Consider the following 18,988-nt stretch of genomic DNA (forward strand, 5'->3'; position numbering starts at 1 on the left):
TTAGTGGTCGTGGGATGCGCCGGATTTTTCGATATCGGCCTTGATCAAATAACTGTTTTCCACCACATAGCGATCGCCTGCTTGCAGGCCGCCCAGCACCTCAGTCAGGTTGCCGTCGCTGCGGCCCAGCTCCAGTGGGCGGATCTCGTAGGTGTCATCCACCTGAATAAACACCACGGTCCAGTCCCGGAAGGATTGCAGGGCGCGGTTGTCAACCACCAAGGGGGCCTCCACCGTTTCCACCACGATATCCCCGGCCACCAGCAAACCGGGGGTCAGCAGTCCCTCGGCATTGTCGACTTCGACCCGGGCCAGGGTGTAGGGCGCGTTGCCGGGTGCCGGCAGCAGGTGGCGGATGGTGCCTTCCCGGTCAATGCCGTCAGCCTTCAGTCGGACTTTCTGGCCAATGGCAACCTCGGCCCGTTGGCCGGGGAAGACCTTGAATTCCGCCCACAGAGTGGTCAAATCGGCAATGGCGAATAGGGGTTGCTCCCCGGTCATTTCTCCGTTGCTGATCCGACGCTCAATGACGATCCCGTCGATGGGCGCTCGCAGTGCGTAGGTTTGCAGGCTTTCGTTGGACTCGACTTGAGCGAGCACGTCACCACGCTCGACCCGATCGCCCAGATTGACCTTCACCTGGCTGACCACGCCCGGGAAACGGGCGCGGATCCGGGCAATCTGCTGCGGTGCCGTGGTCAGGCTGCCGTAGGTGGTGAGGCTGCGCTCGATGGCACTCGGCCCGGCTGCGGCCGTTGTGATACCCGCTTTTCGGGCGATAGCCGGGGCGATCCGGGTGCGACCTTCGTGGGATTCCCAGTGCCAGCGGTAGTTCTTGCCGTCCATGGCGAGGCTCACTTCTACGTCGAAGGAGTGGGGTTCGGTCACCACGCCATCCCCCAGCCAGTAGTCCCCCTGGTAGGCGAAGTCGAAGGTGTCCACTTGCCCACCCAGGCGGGTGAGCTGGACATTGAGGTCAATATCATCAGTAACGGCGCGGCCATCCCTGGTGACCCAGGCCCGGTATTCCGGTGGGACCCCCTGCTCGAAGATCTGCAGTTCGACGGTGGCGTCGTTCTGTTGCAGCAGTATGCCGCCGTGAGGCCCCCTGGCCTCTGCCTGCGATTCGTCGTGTTGTTCCTCGGCAGCTTGTAAGGGGCTGATGGCAAGGCAGGTGGCCACCAGAATCAGACAGAGTTGTTTTATCAGTTGCATGGTGTGAATCCTGAATTTGTGGGTTAGCGCGTCGGGGCGCCCGGAACAGTCGCGAGTGGCTGCGCCGTAAGTTGTTCGATCAACGCCTGGTTGAGCAGCGCCGTGGTGGCGGCGTCGACCAGTGCCTCCCGTGCTGAGAGCAGCTCCCGCTGTGCGGCGGTCCACTCCACATAGCTGTAGCGGCCGTTTTCATAGGCTTCGCGGGTCTGAGTGAGTGCCTCGGTCAGGTCGGGAAGCATTTGGCTGCGAATCTGCTCAACAGTCTCGATGCTTTGTTGCCGCAAGTGGTAGGCGTCGAACAGGCGCGAATGGAGGCGCAGCAGGGTATCCTCCCGGCGGAATCGGACCTCATCCCGCGCCGCCAGGGCGGCCTGCACCTCGCCGCGATTGCGCCGTCCGGAAAAGAGCGGTACCGAGAGCCCAGCGGTCAAGGCCGTATCATCCGTCTCTTCGAAGCGCCGGATGCCGACCTGCCAACGGATGTCGCTCTCGGACTGGCTGCGCGCCAGCTGAATTTCCGCTTCGCGGATACGCTGTTCGCTGGCGTAGATTTGAATGGCCGGGCTGTCGCTGACCCGCTGGTACAGAGCAACGAAGTTGTCGGAGGAACCGAACTGGAACAGGTCGCCTTCCAGCATTTGAAAGTCCGGGCTGGTATCACCCCACAGGGAAGCCAGAGCCATTTTCCGGCTCTCGTAGGCGGCTCGCAGATGGGACTGCTCAATACGACTCTGGGTGAGCGCGGCCCTGGCGCGCAGGACTTCGGCCTGGGGCGCCGCGCCGCGGTCGGCGCGACGGGTGACGATCTCGTGGGTGGCCTCGGCCAGCGCCACGGCTTCAGCGGCGAGTTGGAGTTTTTCCTGCAGGGCCAGGGTGGCGACAAAGCGCTGGGTCACCTGTCCGAGCACATCCAGGGTCTCGGCCCGGCGCTCGGCCTCGACGCGCCCGTATCGTGAGTCAACCACGCTGACGCGGGCCTGACGCTTGCCGCCAAGTTCGAGAACCGATGACAGGGATAGGGTGTACTCTGCCCCGTCAACTCCTCGCAGATTGTCGCTGCCGAGGAAGTTTTCCACTTCCAGGCCGGCCTCCAGGGCAGGATTTTGATCTGCCGTAATGCGGCGGCCATCAAGGCCCTGAAGGCGAAAATCGAAGACCTGGAGGCCGGGGTTTTGCGCCATGGTCCGCGAGAGGGCCTCGGACAGAGTGAGCGGTTTCTCCCCGGCGTGTGCCAGGGCAGCACCGAATGCCAGCGCTAGAAGGGAAAAGGCATGGATAATAGAGTGGGACGGCATTGCGCGCCGCCCAGTTTTCATGGGCATTCTGAAAAGCATGAGGCTGCTCCTACGAAAGTCTAAATGACAGTTGTTCCCCGGGTGGGGAAGGTATTCGCAGGGTCAGGAAACGGGAGGGCGGAAAAGGGAGGATTGAACCCCGGTGGTGAAGTTGGCTTGGTAGTCGGACTGTACTATTCCCGCAGCCAAGCCGGAAATGTCTGTGAGGGTTCCCAGCAACACCATGTGAAAGCAGCTGTGGCTGTGATGGCCATGGTCCGCTGAATGACTGGGGCTGTCGGGAGACGACTTGGTTGCCTGATTTTCGCTGGAAAAATCCGCTGATTCGTGTGAATGCTCATCATAATGTGGCATTGCGGGGTTGTGCGGTTGTGCTTCATAGGCAATAGATGCCACTGACTGCAAAGCAATCAACAGCGTCATTGCGACTATGAAACAGCGTTTAATCATGCAAGTGGTCCCGGAATTTGATCGTGAGCCTAGCAGAAAGGCAACCACATAGAAAGGACTGGACTCCCATGGCGTTACGTGTGTCCGTAGTGCGCTGCCCTGAGTGGCGGGCGATTGCACCGACCAACCGCAGTTCGTCTATGTGGCTGCCGCCGGGGGCAGCCGGGCCGGGATCAATATGGCCGGCGGCGACGCTATGCTCGATCTTCGCGCCATGCCGGCGGTCATGGCGATGCGGGCCAATATGACCGTGCAGAAATTGGCTGAAGAGCTGTTTCCCTACCGGACCACAGTGGAAGGGCTCAAGCACTGCGCCCAGACTTTTACCAAGGACGTGACTCAATTGTCCTGTTGTGCCGGGTAAGGCTGCGTTCCCGGCTCAGTCGGAATGCCTGATCAGGTGCGGCAGCCAGCGCAGATACGCGACCATACCGAACAACTCGACCAGGGATTGGAAAACAATGACAACGACAGCGGCCCGCCAGGGTTCCGGCAGTGACAGGGCCAGTGGCAGCATAACGAAGGAGTTTCGGGTGCCAAAGCTGAAGGTGAGGGTGCAGCTGGTAGTGGGTGTGAACCCGAATAGTTCGCTGAGCCCCTTGCCGATAATGGCGGCGGCAACCAGGTAAAGTACAAAGACTAGGAGCGCGGACCACAGCAGGGCGCCATTGTCGATCACCAGGCTGACCTGGGAGCCGGCAATCAGAAACACCACCAGCGCCAGCAATGGCACGGGCAGACACCCAAGCCAGTCCACCAGTGTTTGCGCTCGCTGGTGCTTTTCCGTCAGCCGTTCGGTTAACCAGGCCAGGATCAGCGGAGTGACAATCAGTCCGAAGAAGGCTGGCAACAAGTGGCTGCCAACCGCCAGTTCAATGGCGATATTGCCCATGAAGAGCCAGATGTAAACGGGCAGCAAAATGAGCTGGACAATCAGGAGGATCGGCGCGGCCGCGATGGCCCGGGCACCGTCCCCGCCACCGAGATGGGTAAAACTGATAAACCAGTCCGTACAGGGTACCAGCAGTACCAGCAGCACGCTGAGACGAATAGCGGGATCATCCGGTAACAGCCACAATAGAAGACCAACGACCACTGGTATCAGAATAAAATTGCCCGTCAGCAAAGCGGCCAGAAAGCGGCGATCACGAAATGCCGACCTGAGATGTATCAGTGGTACCTGAGTGAAAGTGGTGTACAGGAGAACGCCCAGTGCGGGCCAAAGCAGCGCTTCCCAATGACGGGTCTGCTCTGATGACATCCAGCCGATGGTCATGCCGGCCAGGATGGCTAGGAGATAAAGCCAGACTTGATATCGCTCCAATTGTTCGCGCATTTAAGGCTGTTCCCGCTGTTTTTTCGAGGGCACGATAGTATCATTGGGGCGCAATGAACTCCCGACACTTGCCCTGAGCATTTCGGCAGGCTTCGAGGGGGACTGAAATCTCTTTAGGTTGGGTCGGGAGAGATACGGTAAAATGGTTAGCGTCAGCGTTATACCTTTTTTCTGACAGTAGCGGGGATGGGCGTCTCCACAGGGTTGGTGGCTTTTTACCCGGTTTGGCTGGTTCTGACCCTGTTGAGAGGAGCTGCCAGTAAAAAATGAAATTATTTTTAAGGAATTTCTGAGCATGGTATTTATCATGGTGTTACCGATTATCAGTATAATAAGCCGTTGAAAATAAAAGACAAAAATGGCTTATTGATAATAGAGTGGGAATAAGCGGCCGGGAGCTGTTTGACGGTGACGACAGCCTCTGAGGATGAATTGTGGATGGCCCGGGCGCTGGCTCTGGCCAGCCAGGCGGATGCTGTCGGTGAAGTGCCGGTAGGGGCCGTGGTTGTGCTTGACGGCAAGGAAGTGGGTGCGGGCTTCAATGCACCGATTTCCGGCTGTGACCCTACGGCCCATGCGGAAATCCGGGCGTTACGGGATGCGGCGGCCCGGGTTGGCAATTATCGATTGGCCGGTGCCACCTTGTACGTGACACTGGAGCCCTGCACCATGTGTGTCGGCGCGATCGTTCACAGCCGTGTCAGCCGGTTGGTATTTGGCGCTCTGGAGCCCAAGGCCGGCGCTGTGGAATCAGCCAGGCGAACCCTGGAAGAGCCGCACCTGAACTGGCGGGTAGAGGTTTCCGCCGGGGTGATGGCAGAGCAGTGTGGTCAGGTGATATCTGAATTTTTCAGCCGGCGTCGCCGTGAAATCCGGCAACGTCGCAAACAACACTCAGGGAAGGGAAGCGAAGCTCCATGAAAGTATTGGTAACGGGTGGCGCCGGGTATATTGGCAGTCACGTTGTGCGTCAACTGGCGGCGGCAGGTCACGACATTGTCGTTTTTGATAACTTGTCTACCGGTTATCGCTGGGCCGTGACCGCCGGCGAGTTGGTGGTGGGTGATCTCGCCGATGAGCAGGCGCTTGAAGCGGTGTTCTCCGAACACGGATTCGAGGCGGTGCTGCATTTTGCCGCCAATATTGTGGTGCCGGAATCGGTTGCCAACCCCCTCAAGTATTACAGCAATAACACCCGTAACACCCTGAATCTTCTCAAGATGGTTGAGCGCTATCAGGTTCCCTACATGGTGTTTTCCTCCACCGCAGCGGTTTACGGTATGCCCGAACAAACCGTACTGACGGAAGACCTTCCGCTGGCGCCCATCAACCCCTACGGTGCCTCGAAAATGATGAGCGAGCGCATGATGATGGACCTCGCCGCCGCCAGCAGTCTGAATTACGTGATCCTGCGCTATTTCAACGTGGCCGGTGCCAATCCGGACGGCTTGTTGGGGCAGGCAACGCCGGAGGCAACGCACCTGATCAAGGTAGCCTGCGAGTGCGTGACCGGGCAGAGAGATGGTATGAGCGTGTTTGGCACCGACTACGAGACCCGTGACGGCACCTGTGTCCGCGACTACATCCATGTGGAAGATCTGGCCAAGGCCCATGTTATGGCGCTGGATTATATGGCCAAAGGCGGTGAGTCTCAGGTGCTTAATTGCGGCTATGGCCGTGGCTTCACTGTGCGTGAAGTGATTGATGTGGTGAAAAGCGAGTCCGGTGTTGACTTCCCGGTACAGGAAACCGGACGCCGAGCCGGCGACCCGGCTGCGCTGATGGCCGATAACACACGGATCAAGAGTGTCCTGGGCTGGCAGCCGGATTTTGATGATCTGAATACCATCGTGCGGACCGCGCTGGCCTGGGAAAAGATCTGGCAGCAAAAGAAAGCAGGCCACTGACAGTTTTCATTCTAAATTTTCAGGAAGAGTTGCATGAAGATTACGATTTTCGGAACCGGTTATGTCGGCCTTGTGACCGGCGCCTGTCTGGCGGATGTCGGGCACCACGTGCTGTGCATGGATGTGGACCAGGGCAAGATCGAAAAACTGAAGAACGGCCAGATTCCTATTTACGAGCCAGGCCTGGACAACATCGTCAAGCACACCGTTGAGGCAGGTCGCCTGGCATTTACCACGGACACCGAGGAAGCGGTCAAGCACGGTACCCTTCAGTTTATCGCCGTTGGCACGCCACCGGATGAAGATGGTTCTGCGGACCTTCAGTATGTTCTGGCAGTGGCGAAATCCATTGGGCAGCACATGGAGGATTACAAGGTGGTGGTGGACAAGTCCACCGTACCGGTCGGGACTGGCGACAAAGTAAAGGCGGCGGTTCGTGCCCAGCTGGACAAGCGGGGGTTGGAACTGGATTTTGATGTGGTGTCCAATCCGGAATTCCTGAAAGAAGGTGCTGCCATCAACGATTTCATGAAGCCGGACCGGATTGTGGTCGGTACCGAGAGCGAAAAGGCGGCGGATGTGTTGCGGGAAGTGTATTACCCGTTCAACCGTAACCACGATCGCATGATCTTCATGGACATCCGTTCTGCTGAGCTGACCAAGTACGCGGCCAATGCCATGCTGGCTACCAAGATCAGCTTCATGAACGAAGTGGCAAACCTGGCCGAGCGGCTGGGTGCGGATATTGAAGAAGTTCGCCGGGGTATCGGTTCTGACCCGCGTATCGGTTATCACTTTATTTACCCGGGTTGCGGTTACGGCGGTTCCTGCTTCCCGAAAGATGTGCAGGCCCTGGCCCGCACCGCCCGCGACTGCGACTACGAGTCCAAGCTGCTGAACGCGGTGGAAGCAGTGAACTATGCCCAGAAGCATGTGCTGTTCGACAAGGTCTCGCACTACTTTCAGGGTGATCTGAAGGGCAAGACCGTGGCGCTCTGGGGTCTGGCGTTCAAGCCCAACACAGATGACATGCGCGAAGCATCTTCCCGCACCCTGATGGAAGATCTCTGGAAAGCCGGTGCGAAGGTGCAGGCTTTCGATCCGGAAGCCATGGAGGAAACCCAGCGCATCTACGGGGATCACGAGGGACTGACTTTGTGCGGTACCAAGGAACAGGCGTTGAAGGGTGCTGACGTATTGGTGATCTGCACCGAGTGGAAAGAGTTCCGCTCACCGGACTTTGATGTGATTGCCTCAACCCTGAGTGAGCCGGTGGTGTTTGATGGTCGCAACCTGTACGAGCCGGAAATGCTGGATCGTCATGGCCTGATCTACTACGCCATTGGCCGCGGCCGTAACCAGTTCCATTCAGCGGTCTGACGGCCGGGGAGGGGTGTTGATGTTCCAGCTTCACGAGCGTTTGGCGGCAGATACCCACAAGCTGGGGGAAAGCCGTCTGTGTGATGTCTTGCTGATGAACGACAACACCTGGCCCTGGGTTATCCTGGTACCCCGCGTATCAGGCATTCGGGAAATCTATGAGTTGCCGAACGAGCAGCAGCAACGTCTGCTATTCGAGTCCTCTGCATTGAGTGAGGGGATGATGGAACTGTTCGGTGGCGACAAAATGAATGTGGCAGCGCTGGGCAATATGGTGCCCCAGTTGCACTTGCATCATATTGTCCGCTATCAGGGCGACCCGGCCTGGCCGGGCCCGGTGTGGGGCAAGCAGCCTCCTGTACCTTACACAGAAGAGCAGCTAGCCAGTGTGAAAGCAAAGCTGCAGCCGCTACTTGAGCAACTTGCCTAAGATTTAGTAGCTCAATCCAGACCCTGCTGCCACTGGGCCAGGGTCTGGGAACCCACCAGAATCATTCTCAGCTCGGTTTTCAATTTCTGCTTGAGTTCTTCTCGCTCTTTCGGGGTTGCATCCAGCGCCTCGGCGCCTTGATTGAAGACCAGTGTGACCATTGCTTCGGCGACAATCCTGGCTTCCGCCAGGGGTTTGTTCTGTTCGTCGGCAAACCGGCCAAGATCGTCGGCCAGCTCCGTTACGAAATGGTCGATTTCTGCTTTCACCGCCGTCCGGAAAGGCTTGGATACGCCGGTGCGCTCCCTCAGCATCAGGCGGAACAGGTTGGCGTTGTTACCCAGGTACTCCATGAAGGTGTCCACCGAAGTGGAAATCGCACTGCCGTCCCGGGCAATACGTTTACGGGCCTGGCGCATCAGCTGCCGCAGGGCCACGCCGCCTTCGTCCACCAGGGCCAGGCCAAGCTCGTCCAGCTCGGCGAAGTGCCGATAAAAGGATGTGGGGGCAATGCCGGCCTCCCGGGCGACTTCCCGCAAACTCAGGCTGCCAAAGCCCCGGTCTGCGCTCAGTTGGGCGAGGGCAGCGTCCATCAGTGCTCGACGGGTTTTCAGTTTCTGTTCCGCTCGGGTGGCCAACGTCTTACTCCATGGTCCGGTCAAACCATGCATTCTAGCCCCCGGTTTTTTGATAGTCATCCCGCTGCCGGATATCCGGTGTCAATTCTGTTTCCGGACGCCTGATTTTCAAAGCCATTGTGTTTATAATGGGCGGCTTTTCGGCTATAGCCGCCCAAATTCTTTGATTCAACGCGAACACATTCAGAACGAACGGGAACCGATATGCGCAGCCATTATTGCGGTGGGATTAACGAATCTCACATCGATCAGGAAGTCACACTCTGCGGATGGGTACACCGCCGCCGTGACCACGGTGGGGTCATCTTTCTGGATCTGCGAGATCGGGATGGCATGTCTCAGGTTGTGGTCGATCCGGACACCCCTGAAAGTTTTGCTCTGGCGGAGAAAGTCCGCAGCGAATTTGTTATCAAGGTGACCGGCCGCGTTCGTCGTCGCCCCGCGGGTACCGAGAACAACAACATGCCCACTGGCCAGGTCGAGCTGTTGGGCAAAGAGCTGGTCATTCTGAACGCAGCCGCCACCCCGCCGTTCCCGCTGGATGAGCACGTCGACGTGGGCGAGGATGTTCGCCTGCGGTACCGTTTCGTAGATCTGCGTCGCCCGGAGATGATCAACCGTCTGCGGTTCCGTTCCCGTGTGACCAGTTACATCCGGAACTTCCTGGACAGCCGCGGATTCATGGATGTGGAAACCCCGATCCTGACCCGTGCCACCCCGGAAGGTGCCCGTGACTACCTGGTACCGAGCCGTACCCACGAGGGTTCCTTCTTCGCTCTGCCACAGTCGCCGCAGCTGTTCAAACAGTTGCTGATGGTGTCTGGTGTAGATCGCTACTACCAGATTGCCAAGTGTTTCCGCGATGAAGATCTGCGTGCCGATCGTCAGCCCGAGTTTACCCAGGTGGACATCGAGGCTTCTTTCATTGATGAAGAAACCCTGATGGGCCTGAACGAGGAAATGATTCGTTCCCTGTTCAAGGATGTGCTGGATGTTGAGCTGCCGGAGTTTCCGCGCATGCCGTATTCTGAAGCCATGCAGCGTTACGGCAGCGACAAGCCGGACCTTCGTATCCCTCTGGAACTTCAGGATGTGGGTGATCTGGTGGAAAGCGTGGACTTCAAGGTGTTCGCTGGTCCCGCCAAAGATCCGAAAGGCCGTGTCGCCGCCCTTCGCGTGCCCAAGGGTGCCGAGCTGACCCGTAAACAGATTGATGACTACACCAAGTTTGTTGGTATCTACGGTGCCAAGGGCCTGGCCTACATCAAGGTAAACGAACTGGCCAAGGGTGCCGAAGGCCTGCAGTCGCCAATCGTGAAATTCCTGGGTGACGACGTTGCGCTGGCCATCATGGAGCGCGTAGGTGCGGAAGATGGCGATATCGTCTTCTTCGGCGCTGATAAGGCTACCGTCGTGAATGAAGCCCTGGGCGCCCTGCGTATCAAGGTAGGACACGACCTCAATATGCTTACCTGCGAGTGGGCACCAATGTGGGTTGTAGACTTCCCGATGTTCGAGGAGCTGCCGGATGGCAATCTGACCGCCATTCACCACCCGTTCACGGCGCCGTCCTGCAGTCCGGAAGATCTGGCAGCAGACCCGGCGAACGCCTTGTCCCGTGCCTATGACATGGTGCTCAATGGTACCGAGCTGGGCGGTGGTTCTATCCGTATCCACGACGAGAAAATGCAGGAAGCGGTGTTCCGTATCCTGGGTATCGGAGAGGAAGAGGCTCGTGCCAAGTTTGGCTTCCTGCTGGATGCCCTGAAATTTGGTTGCCCGCCTCACGGTGGTCTGGCCTTTGGTCTGGATCGTCTGGTGATGCTGATGACCGGTTCTTCGTCAATCCGCGACGTCATCGCTTTCCCGAAAACCCAGAGCGCCACCTGTCTGATGACTCAGGCGCCGGGCGAGGTAGACGAGAAGCAGCTGAAGGAGCTGCATATTCGTCTGCGCCGTTCTGCTAAAGCCGTTGAAGGCAACAAGGCAGAAAATAAAGAGTAAAGGCACGATGCCGGAGGTGGCGCGCCATCTCCGGCACGGCCAGACTCTCTCACTTCCGAGGGCAGGCGGATGGCAATCATCCTGGGGGTAGACCCCGGCTCCCGCATCACCGGTTACGGTCTTATTCGTTCTGAAGGCCGGCTTCTTGAGTACCTCGACAGTGGCTGCATCCGAGTAGGTGAAAAGCCAATGGCGGAGAGGCTGCAGACTATTTTCCACAGTCTCGCCGTGCTGATTGGCGAATATCGCCCGGAGGAGTTCGCTATTGAGCAGGTGTTCATGGCGCGCAACCCTGACTCGGCCCTGAAGCTCGGTCAGGCAAGGGGAGCTGCAATCGTCAGTGCCGCCAACAGCGGCCTGGCAGTTCATGAGTATTCTGCCCGGCAGGTGAAGCAGGCGGTGGTGGGTACTGGTGGAGCGGATAAATCCCAGGTGCAGCACATGGTGCAGGCGCTTCTGGGGCTGTCCCGAAAACCACAGGCGGATGCCGCCGATGCCCTGGCCATTGCCCTCTGCCATGCCCATATGAACCAGAGTGTATTACGTATGGCCAGGACCGGAGGTAAGGTCAGAAGCGGCCGCGTACGCCAACCATAAGCGGCGGTTTGCCGCGACAGGAGAGCCCGTTTGATTGGTCGAATCCGAGGAATGCTGATTGAAAAGTCTCCCGGGCAGGCGCTGGTGGAATGTTCCGGCCTGGGTTACGAAATTGACATTCCCTACACCACGTTTTTTCATCTGCCCGAGACCGGGCAGGAAGTGACCCTTCATACCCATTTCGCCGTTCGTGAAGACGCCCAGAGCCTTTATGGTTTTGCCTCCCGTCTGGATCGAAATCTGTTCCGGCTGCTGATCAAGGTTAACGGTGTTGGCCCCAAACTTGCGGTGGGCATTCTGTCGGGCCTGGATGCACAGCAATTCATCCGCTGTGTCGAGGCTCGGGACGCGAATTCGCTGGTCAAACTGCCCGGTGTCGGCAAAAAAACGGCCGAGAGGCTGTTGATTGAAATGGCCGACAGGATAGGGCAGCTGGAAGGGCAGTTCGTCCCGTCTCAGCCCGATGTGCCGACTGGAGCCGGGCAGGCTACGGCGAGTCAGGCTGGGCCTGACCCACGTGAGGAGGCGGAGGCCGCATTGATTGCCCTTGGCTACAAGCCCCAGGAGGCGGCCAAGGCGATCAGCAAGGTGGCCGGCCCGGAGATGAACAGCGAAACGCTGATACGTCTGGCCCTGAAGAATATGATTCCCGCCGGGTAACAACCCGGCGTTTTTGTGTCGGCTAAGGCCACAGAACCATGACACCAATGTGTATAGAGCGTAACGTGACTCACAAGCGCCCCTTTGTACAATTGGTGCAACCTGACTTACAGGGTGAGCCAGCGGGCATGTTGTTTATTCCCAGCAAGCGGATAATGCCATGATTGAATCGGACCGATTGATATCGGCCAAGGCCGGAGAATATGAGGAAGTGCATGATCGGGCCATCCGTCCGACGTTGCTTTCCGAGTATGTGGGCCAGCCTACGGTACGCGAACAGATGGAGATTTTTATCTCCGCTGCCCGGGGCCGCCAGGAAGCGCTGGATCATGTGCTGATTTTCGGCCCTCCCGGGCTTGGTAAAACCACTCTGGCCAACATCATTGCCAATGAGATGGGTGTCTCGATCAAGACGACGTCCGGCCCGGTACTGGAAAAGGCCGGAGACCTGGCTGCCATGCTCACCAACCTCGAGGAAGGTGACGTCCTGTTTATCGACGAGATCCATCGCCTGAGTGCGGCGGTGGAGGAAGTGCTCTATCCGGCCATGGAAGACTATCAGCTGGATATCATGATTGGTGAAGGGCCGGCTGCACGGTCTATCAAGCTGGATCTGCCGCCGTTTACGCTGGTAGGGGCAACCACCCGTGCTGGTCTGCTGACGTCGCCGCTGAGAGACCGGTTCGGCATTGTCCAGCGCCTGGAGTTCTATAATCACCAGGACCTCACCCATATTATTACCCGTTCGGCCCGGCTGTCGTCGGTGGAAATCGACGAGGCAGGGGCGTTCGAGATTGCCCGCCGGTCCCGGGGGACCCCGAGGATTGCCAACCGGCTGCTGCGCCGGGTCAGGGATTTTGCGGAAGTGCGCTCCAATGGCCATATCACGGCGGATATTGCCGACCAGGCACTGAACATGCTGAAAGTGGACAGCCAGGGCTTTGACCACATGGACCGTCGCCTGTTGCTGGCCATGATCGAGAAGTTTGATGGTGGCCCGGTGGGTGTGGAGAGTCTGGCGGCAGCAATCAGTGAGGAGCGGGGTACCATTGAGGACGTACTGGAGCCATTCCTGATTCAGCAGGGGTACATGGTGCGGACACCAAGAGGGCGTATGGTGACCTCGAGCGCGTACCAGCATTTCGGGGTGGTGCCGCCAAAGTCCGGCCGGGAGGACGACCTGTTTGAGTGATCCCTCTGCCAGCTTTGAATTGCCGGTTCGGGTCTACATAGAAGATACAGATGCCGGTGGCATTGTTTTTCATGCCAAATATCTGCACTACATGGAGCGTGCCAGAACGGAGTGGGTCCGTAGCCAGGGTGTTGGGCTTCGTGCGGGGCTGGAGCACAACATCAGTTACGTGGTGCAAAAGATGAATCTGCACTTCCGGATGCCCGCGAAGCTGGATGATCAGTTGCTGGTTACGGCTGAGCTGAAAGCGGCATCCCGGGTCTGGATGGGCTTTCGGCAATGCGTGTATCGCGCGGATGATCGGCAGTTGCTGTGTGATGCAGACGTTCGTGTGGCCTGTGTTGCACTGGATACCGGCAAACCCCGGCGTCTTCCGGAAAATATGCAGGAAATTCTTAAGAATTTCGTATAATTTGTTGAAAGATTTACAAAACTACTTGGGAGTGAACAGTGGAAACGGAACTGTCAGTCTGGCATCTGATTGCGAATGCAGGGATTTTGGTGCAGTTGGTCATGCTGTTGCTGATGCTGGCATCGGTCGTCTCCTGGGCACTGATTTTCCAGCGCCTGCAGGTCTTCCGGAAAGCCCGTCAGGCTCAGCTGGAATTTGAGGACCGGTTCTGGTCCGGCATGGATCTGGGCCAGCTCTACAAAGAAGTGAGTGCGGAGCCAACGCCGTTTTCCGGTATGGAGTCTGTTTTCCGGGCAGGGTTCAAAGAGTTCTCCCGCCTTCGTCAGCAGAGCCGGGATGCCGACGCCGTGATGGAAGGTACCCAAAGAGCCATGCGCGTGGCTTTTTCCCGGGAGCAGGAGCGCCTGGAAACCCATCTGCCGTTCCTGGCGACGGTCGGTTCCACCAGTCCCTACGTTGGCCTGTTCGGTACCGTGTGGGGCATCATGAACTCCTTCCGCGGGCTGGCCCAGGTGCAGCAGGCCACGCTGGCCACGGTGGCGCCGGGTATCTCTGAGGCGTTGATTGCCACGGCGATGGGCCTGTTCGCGGCCATCCCTGCGGTCATTGCCTATAACCGGTTCTCGGCCATGTCAGACGCCTTGCTGAAGAACTATGAAACCTTTGCGGAAGAGTTTTCCAGCATTCTGCATCGCCGGGTCCACAACAGCGATCAGGCCGCAGCATAAGTTGCCATCTGGCGGTAACAGGAGTGTAGCGAGATGAAAGGTATGGGAATGATGCCTCAGCAACGGCGCAAGCCGATGTCTGAGATCAACGTAGTCCCCTACATCGATGTGATGCTGGTGCTTCTGGTGATCTTCATGGTGACGGCACCGATGCTCACCCAGGGCGTGAAGGTGGATCTGCCGGAGACAACCTCCGATCCGATTCAGCAGGACAAAGACGTGGAGTCCATCACCGTGTCTGTCGATAGCAATGGCGCCTACTACCTGGAAGTGGGTGACGACGCCAGCGAGCCGATGGCGCTGGACGAGGTGCGCAACCAGGTGGCAAAGATTCTGTCCCAACGGAGCAACGGTGAAGTGCTCGTCCGGGGCGATGAGTACGTGGACTACGGTGTGGTGGTGCGCCTGATGGCTGAGCTTCAGGCTGCCGGGGCCACCGGGATTGGCCTGATTACCGACGCGCCCAATGATAATCAGTAATTGGATGATGGTGACATTTTGAAGGGCCACAAGCGGGACATCGTCAGTACCGGAAAAGCACCTCTGAAATCGCCGGTGGCGGTCTCGGTAGGGCTGCACCTGCTGGTGTTCGGTATTGCTCTGGCCGGGTGGTCGTGGAATACGCCACCAGAACCGGAGCCCAGAAGTATTTCGGCCCGGCTGATCAGTCCTGAACCAAGGCCGACACCGGTGGTGGAAGAGCAGGACGAGGCGGATAAAGAGCAGGAGCGCAAGCAGGCACAGGCGCGCGAGCAGGAAGAAGCTGAACGCCAGCGCCGGGCTGAAGAAAAAGCCCGGCAGGAGGCGGAACGGAAGGCTCAGGAAGAAGCTCGCAGGCGCGAAGAAGAGCGTCGTCAGCAAGAGGCGCAGGCTAAGGAGCTGGCAGAGAAGCAAGCCAGAGAGCGTGAAGCGGCGCGCCAGAAAGCGGAAGCCGAAGCCAAAGAGCGTGAACGGCAGAAAGCTGAGGAAGAGCGCAAGCGGCAAGAAGAGGCCAAACGCCGGGCCGAGGAAGAAAAACGCCGACAGGAAGAGCAGCGAAAGAAAGAAGAGGCTGAACGACAGCGCCGCGAAGAGGAAGCTCGCAAAGAGGCAGAGCGGAAACGTCTTGAGGCTGAGAGGCGCCTGCGTGAACAGCAGCTGGAAGCGCTGGCGGATCAGGCCAGGCAGGAGCGTGAAGCGGAAGCCCGCCGCCAGCAGGAAGCCGCGGCAGCGCGTGCAAGAGAAGCGCAGATGCAGAGCGAGAGTGATAAATACCAGGCGTTGATTCGCGAGCGGTTAAAGCAGGCGTGGTATCCGCCGTCCTCAGCGAATGAAAACATGACGGCGAGGTTGCAGATCACACTGTTGCCCACTGGTGAACTGGCCAGTGTGAAGTTGGTCGGTAGCAGTGGCAACACTGCGTTTGATAACTCGGCCCTGAGTGCGGTCCGATCATTGAACCGCTATCCCATTCCGGATAATCGTGACACGTTTGAGCGTTATTTCCGCCAGTTCATGATTGAATTCAACCCGCAAAGACTGCGGTGAGGTTGATAATGTTTATGAAAAGCAGATCCCGTTGCTCTGGTAGCTTTCTGAAGACACCGGTTATTGCCTGCCTGGTGCTGTTTTTGACGGCATCCCTGGGCGCCCGGGCGGAACTGTTGATCCGCATTACCGAAGGTGCGGGGTCGGCCATTCCGATTGCCGTTGTACCGTTCGCAGAGAGTGGCAGTATGCCCGCCGGGGACAAGGTGGGCGGTATCGTGCAGGCAGATCTGACCATGAGTGGTGAGTTTCGTCCGCTAGAACCATCAAAAATGCTGAGCCTTCCCTCTGAGCGCTCCGAGGTGTATTTCCGGGACTGGCGCATGCTGGGGCAGCGCTATGTGCTGGTGGGGCAGCTGACCCGCAATGGTGATCGGATTCAGGCCCGCTACGAGTTGTTTGATGTTAACCAGGAGAAGCGGATTCTTGGTGAAACGGCGGCAGTTCCTGCCTCTAACCTGCGGTCGCTGGGCCACCACATCAGTGACCGGGTATATGAGGCTATTACCGGAGCTCCCGGTGTATTCTCCACCAAGCTGGCGTACATCACCGTGTCTGGTGAGGGCGATCAGACCCGTTACCGGCTTCAGGTCAGCGATGTGGATGGTAAGCGCTCCAAAGTCCGGCTGGAAAGCCGGGAGCCCATTCTGTCACCGGCCTGGTCGCCGGATGGAAAGAAACTGGCCTATGTTTCCTTTGAGACGGGCAAACCGGTTATTTTTATCCATGAACTGGCTACCGGTGAGCGCCAGAAGGTCGCTGACTTCCCGGGGCTGAACTCGGCACCGGTCTGGTCAGCCGATGGCCGTTCGCTGTTGATGACGCTCTCTCGCGACGGCAACGCCGAGATCTACCGAATGGATCTTGCCAGCCGCAACCTGACGCGGTTGACCGACCATTGGGCGATTGATACCGAAGCCGCATGGGACCATGCCGACCGGGGTATCTACTTTACCTCTGATCGCTCCGGTGGGCCGCAGATCTATCACATGGAACGCCCGGGGGCTGAGCCGCGTCGAATTACCTTTGGCAGTCGCTACAACGCCAGGCCGCGACCGAGCCCCACGGGTGACTATGTCTATTACGTTCATCAGCGCGATAGCGCCTTCCATATCGCCAGAACCAATCTGGAGACCGGCGAAGAGACGGTTATTACCCGAACCGGTTCCGACGAATCACCCAGTGTGGCTCCCAATGGCAGGTTGCTGATCTACGCAACCCGTCAGAATGGGGAAGGCGTACTGACCGTGGTATCCGCAGACGGAGGCGCGGCGTATAGCCTGCCGGCCTCTGAGGGCGAAGTGCGGGAGCCGGCCTGGGGGCCGGTTACCCGCTGAAAATGCACTGAACTGAATTAATTCAACGAAGACCTGAAAAGAGGAAATAACGTGATGAAGATGTCTTTCTCTGCAAAAGCGTTTGCCATGCTCCTGTCCGCCGGCCTGGTTGCTGGTTGTAGCTCCACCGGTGAAAACATGGAAGAGGGTACTTACGGTTCTGACGTGGCCGCGATTGATCAGGATGGCGGTTCTACCGTTTACGGTGGTGCGGATGGCTCCGGCGTTTCCGCCTCCGAGCTGACTGATGACGAGCGTCGGGCCGCTCAGGAGCAAGCCGAGCAGGAAGCCCTGCGTGACATTACCACCTTCTACTTCGATTTCGATACGTCCGAAATCAAGCCGGACGCCCGTGACGTGCTGGTTGCCCACGCTCGCTACCTGGCGGACAACCCGCGTCAGCAGGTACGCCTGGAAGGTCATGCTGACGAGCGTGGTACCAAGGAATACAACCTGGCTCTGGGTGAGCGCCGCGCGAACGCCGTACAGCGCTTCCTGATTGTAAACGGCGCTTCCCGTGGCCAGATTGAAACCGTAAGCTATGGTGAAGAAAAGCCGGCCGTGCGTGGTTCCACTGAAAGTGCCTGGGCACAGAACCGTCGCGTAGAGCTGGTATTCCAGTAAAACCGACCTAGACGGACGTATCCATGAGAAAACACCTCATGGCGGCCGTGCTGATCCCGCTGGGCCTTGGCCTGGCGGGAGTCGCCCATGCACAGTCGTCCACACCCGCATTCCAGAACAACAGCTCCGAGGCCCAGCGTAAGGCCGGCAACAACCAGGCCACGGCAGAGCTGTTCTACATGATTCAGCAACTGCAGCGCGAAGTTCGAGACCTGCGTGGCCAGGTTGAAGAACAGCAGCACCAGATTGGTCGCCTGCAACAGCAGGGCAGGGACCGCTATGTGGATCTGGATCAGCGGATACTGGAGCTGTCCAAGGCCGTCGAGTCCGGGGCCAGTGCTGCACAGCAGTCGGCTGCAGCGGGAGCTTCAGCAGACAGTGGAAGACTGAAGCCGACCCGGGTGTATCGTTCGCCGGAACCGGAAGAGCAGAAAACCTATAACGACATTATCGACCTTATCCGCAACAAGAAAGACTACGACACGGCGATAACCCGCCTGTACGAGTTTGTGGATACCTATCCCGAGGGCGACCTCACCGTTAATGCCTATTACTGGCTTGGTGAAGTCTATCTGGCGAAACCCCAGTTGGAGCAGGCCCGTCAGGCTTTTACCATCGTTGCGACGCGCTATAGTGATCATCGCAAGGCGCCGGACGCTGTGTACAAGCTGGGGGTGACTCTGGATCGCCTTGGCGAAAAAGACGAGGCACGGCGTCGGATGACCTCCGTGGTCGAGCAGTACCCCGATTCAGGGGCGGCAGAGTTGGCGAAGAAGTATCTTGATTCCGCCCAGGGTTGATCGGTATCTGGTCAACTTGCACGGATCTTGATCGGTCATTGAAAAAAGTTGGTCGACCATGAAAAAAAGGGGTTGATCACCAAAAAAATATCAGTAATATGTGCGCCTCGTTTGGGTCGTTAGCTCAGTTGGTAGAGCAGTTGGCTTTTAACCAATTGGTCGAAGGTTCGAATCCTTCACGACCCACCAAATTCAGAGTGCGAGGTTTTGGCCGCGCGTTCGCTGGATGAAAAGCCAGCACAGCCAGTTAGGGGTCGTTAGCTCAGTTGGTAGAGCAGTTGGCTTTTAACCAATTGGTCGAAGGTTCGAATCCTTCACGACCCACCAACAAGGCAAGCCGTCACCACGGGGTTTGCGGAAAAAAGAGCCGAAAGGCTCTTTTTTTTTGCCCGCAAGAACCCACCTATACCCACAGGACGGACGCTATCCTGCAACCTGGCATACCCACATTGCAGG

20 protein-coding genes, 2 tRNA genes and 1 pseudogene are annotated in these 18,988 nt (G+C 58.2%); 18 read left to right on the forward strand and 5 right to left on the reverse strand.

What is annotated here, in order from left to right; all coding sequences use genetic code 11:
- The 3 genes from OZ656_RS09190 to OZ656_RS09200 all read right to left on the reverse strand — a co-directional run bounded on the left by OZ656_RS09190 (window position 1) and on the right by OZ656_RS09200 (window position 2,960).
- Window positions 1-1,215 (reverse strand): efflux RND transporter periplasmic adaptor subunit, encoded by a 1,215-nt coding sequence (locus OZ656_RS09190; protein ID WP_009575228.1) that lies wholly within the window; start codon window positions 1,213-1,215, stop codon window positions 1-3.
- Between the two features lie 23 nt (window positions 1,216-1,238).
- Entirely contained in the window at window positions 1,239-2,510 is a 1,272-nt protein-coding gene (locus OZ656_RS09195) for a TolC family protein (protein WP_227548807.1), read from the reverse strand.
- 102 nt (window positions 2,511-2,612) lie between these two features.
- Window positions 2,613-2,960: a hypothetical protein gene (locus tag OZ656_RS09200; RefSeq protein ID WP_153740020.1), complete on the reverse strand. Its 348-nt coding sequence runs from the start codon at window positions 2,958-2,960 to the stop codon at window positions 2,613-2,615.
- Window positions 2,961-3,066: 106 nt separating this feature from the next.
- Here OZ656_RS09200 and OZ656_RS09205 point away from each other — a divergent pair.
- A pseudogene (locus tag OZ656_RS09205) lies at window positions 3,067-3,324 on the forward strand (mercuric reductase); the annotation flags it as partial.
- 15 nt (window positions 3,325-3,339) lie between these two features.
- Here OZ656_RS09205 and OZ656_RS09210 read toward each other — a convergent pair.
- The gene (locus tag OZ656_RS09210) at window positions 3,340-4,296 is read right to left on the reverse strand and encodes an arsenic resistance protein (protein ID WP_153740019.1); all 957 of its coding nucleotides are present in this window, start codon (window positions 4,294-4,296) and stop codon (window positions 3,340-3,342) included.
- A 438-nt stretch (window positions 4,297-4,734) separates the two neighbouring features.
- Here OZ656_RS09210 and tadA point away from each other — a divergent pair, with 438 nt between their 5' ends.
- From tadA to OZ656_RS09230, 4 genes are read left to right on the forward strand one after another with little or no spacing between them, the layout of a single operon-like run.
- On the forward strand, window positions 4,735-5,217 hold the full coding sequence (gene tadA / locus OZ656_RS09215) for a tRNA adenosine(34) deaminase TadA (protein ID WP_014421254.1): 483 nt from the start codon (window positions 4,735-4,737) through the stop codon (window positions 5,215-5,217).
- Entirely contained in the window at window positions 5,214-6,203 is a 990-nt protein-coding gene (gene galE, locus OZ656_RS09220) for a UDP-glucose 4-epimerase GalE (protein ID WP_278350722.1), read from the forward strand. Before tadA ends, galE begins: the two co-directional genes overlap by 4 nt.
- A 33-nt stretch (window positions 6,204-6,236) precedes the next feature.
- Window positions 6,237-7,583: a UDP-glucose/GDP-mannose dehydrogenase family protein gene (locus tag OZ656_RS09225; RefSeq protein ID WP_278350721.1), complete on the forward strand. Its 1,347-nt coding sequence runs from the start codon at window positions 6,237-6,239 to the stop codon at window positions 7,581-7,583.
- A 19-nt stretch (window positions 7,584-7,602) separates the two neighbouring features.
- Window positions 7,603-8,013: an HIT domain-containing protein gene (locus tag OZ656_RS09230; protein WP_199453931.1), complete on the forward strand. Its 411-nt coding sequence runs from the start codon at window positions 7,603-7,605 to the stop codon at window positions 8,011-8,013.
- 11 nt (window positions 8,014-8,024) lie between these two features.
- Here the strand turns inward: OZ656_RS09230 and fabR are convergent, their stop codons facing one another.
- Complete coding sequence (gene fabR, locus OZ656_RS09235) at window positions 8,025-8,651, reverse strand: HTH-type transcriptional repressor FabR (RefSeq protein WP_014421258.1); 627 nt, start codon at window positions 8,649-8,651, stop codon at window positions 8,025-8,027.
- Between the two features lie 204 nt (window positions 8,652-8,855).
- On the opposite strand from fabR, the gene aspS reads away from it, so the two are divergent.
- From aspS to OZ656_RS09300, 13 genes are all read left to right on the forward strand, one after another.
- On the forward strand, window positions 8,856-10,655 hold the full coding sequence (gene aspS, locus OZ656_RS09240; protein WP_023010017.1) for an aspartate--tRNA ligase: 1,800 nt from the start codon (window positions 8,856-8,858) through the stop codon (window positions 10,653-10,655).
- Window positions 10,656-10,724: 69 nt separating this feature from the next.
- Window positions 10,725-11,252, forward strand: coding sequence for a crossover junction endodeoxyribonuclease RuvC (gene ruvC / locus OZ656_RS09245; protein WP_011785189.1), 528 nt, complete (start codon window positions 10,725-10,727; stop codon window positions 11,250-11,252).
- Window positions 11,253-11,282: 30 nt separating this feature from the next.
- Window positions 11,283-11,912, forward strand: coding sequence for a Holliday junction branch migration protein RuvA (gene ruvA / locus OZ656_RS09250; RefSeq protein ID WP_278350720.1), 630 nt, complete (start codon window positions 11,283-11,285; stop codon window positions 11,910-11,912).
- 160 nt (window positions 11,913-12,072) lie between these two features.
- On the forward strand, window positions 12,073-13,104 hold the full coding sequence (gene ruvB, locus OZ656_RS09255) for a Holliday junction branch migration DNA helicase RuvB (protein WP_278350719.1): 1,032 nt from the start codon (window positions 12,073-12,075) through the stop codon (window positions 13,102-13,104).
- A complete protein-coding gene (ybgC, locus tag OZ656_RS09260; protein WP_011785186.1) occupies window positions 13,097-13,516 on the forward strand; it encodes a tol-pal system-associated acyl-CoA thioesterase in 420 nt (139 codons plus the stop codon). The genes ruvB and ybgC overlap by 8 nt, the downstream gene beginning before the upstream one ends.
- Window positions 13,517-13,554: 38 nt before the next feature.
- A complete protein-coding gene (gene tolQ, locus OZ656_RS09265; RefSeq protein ID WP_011785185.1) occupies window positions 13,555-14,244 on the forward strand; it encodes a protein TolQ in 690 nt (229 codons plus the stop codon).
- A gap of 33 nt (window positions 14,245-14,277) precedes the next feature.
- Window positions 14,278-14,724, forward strand: coding sequence for a protein TolR (gene tolR / locus OZ656_RS09270; RefSeq protein WP_011785184.1), 447 nt, complete (start codon window positions 14,278-14,280; stop codon window positions 14,722-14,724).
- Window positions 14,725-14,799: 75 nt separating this feature from the next.
- Window positions 14,800-15,771 (forward strand): cell envelope integrity protein TolA, encoded by a 972-nt coding sequence (gene tolA / locus OZ656_RS09275; protein WP_278350728.1) that lies wholly within the window; start codon window positions 14,800-14,802, stop codon window positions 15,769-15,771.
- A 14-nt stretch (window positions 15,772-15,785) separates the two neighbouring features.
- Entirely contained in the window at window positions 15,786-17,108 is a 1,323-nt protein-coding gene (tolB, locus tag OZ656_RS09280; RefSeq protein ID WP_278350718.1) for a Tol-Pal system beta propeller repeat protein TolB, read from the forward strand.
- A gap of 54 nt (window positions 17,109-17,162) precedes the next feature.
- Complete coding sequence (pal, locus tag OZ656_RS09285) at window positions 17,163-17,732, forward strand: peptidoglycan-associated lipoprotein Pal (protein ID WP_023010425.1); 570 nt, start codon at window positions 17,163-17,165, stop codon at window positions 17,730-17,732.
- Window positions 17,733-17,755: 23 nt separating this feature from the next.
- Entirely contained in the window at window positions 17,756-18,532 is a 777-nt protein-coding gene (gene ybgF, locus OZ656_RS09290) for a tol-pal system protein YbgF (protein ID WP_278350717.1), read from the forward strand.
- A 113-nt stretch (window positions 18,533-18,645) separates the two neighbouring features.
- Window positions 18,646-18,721: transfer RNA gene (locus OZ656_RS09295), tRNA-Lys, on the forward strand.
- Window positions 18,722-18,783: 62 nt separating this feature from the next.
- Window positions 18,784-18,859, forward strand: a tRNA-Lys gene (locus tag OZ656_RS09300).
- Window positions 18,860-18,988 lie beyond the last annotated feature (129 nt).

This window comes from Marinobacter sp. LM1 (genome assembly GCF_042763285.1).
Lineage (GTDB): Bacteria > Pseudomonadota > Gammaproteobacteria > Pseudomonadales > Oleiphilaceae > Marinobacter > Marinobacter nauticus.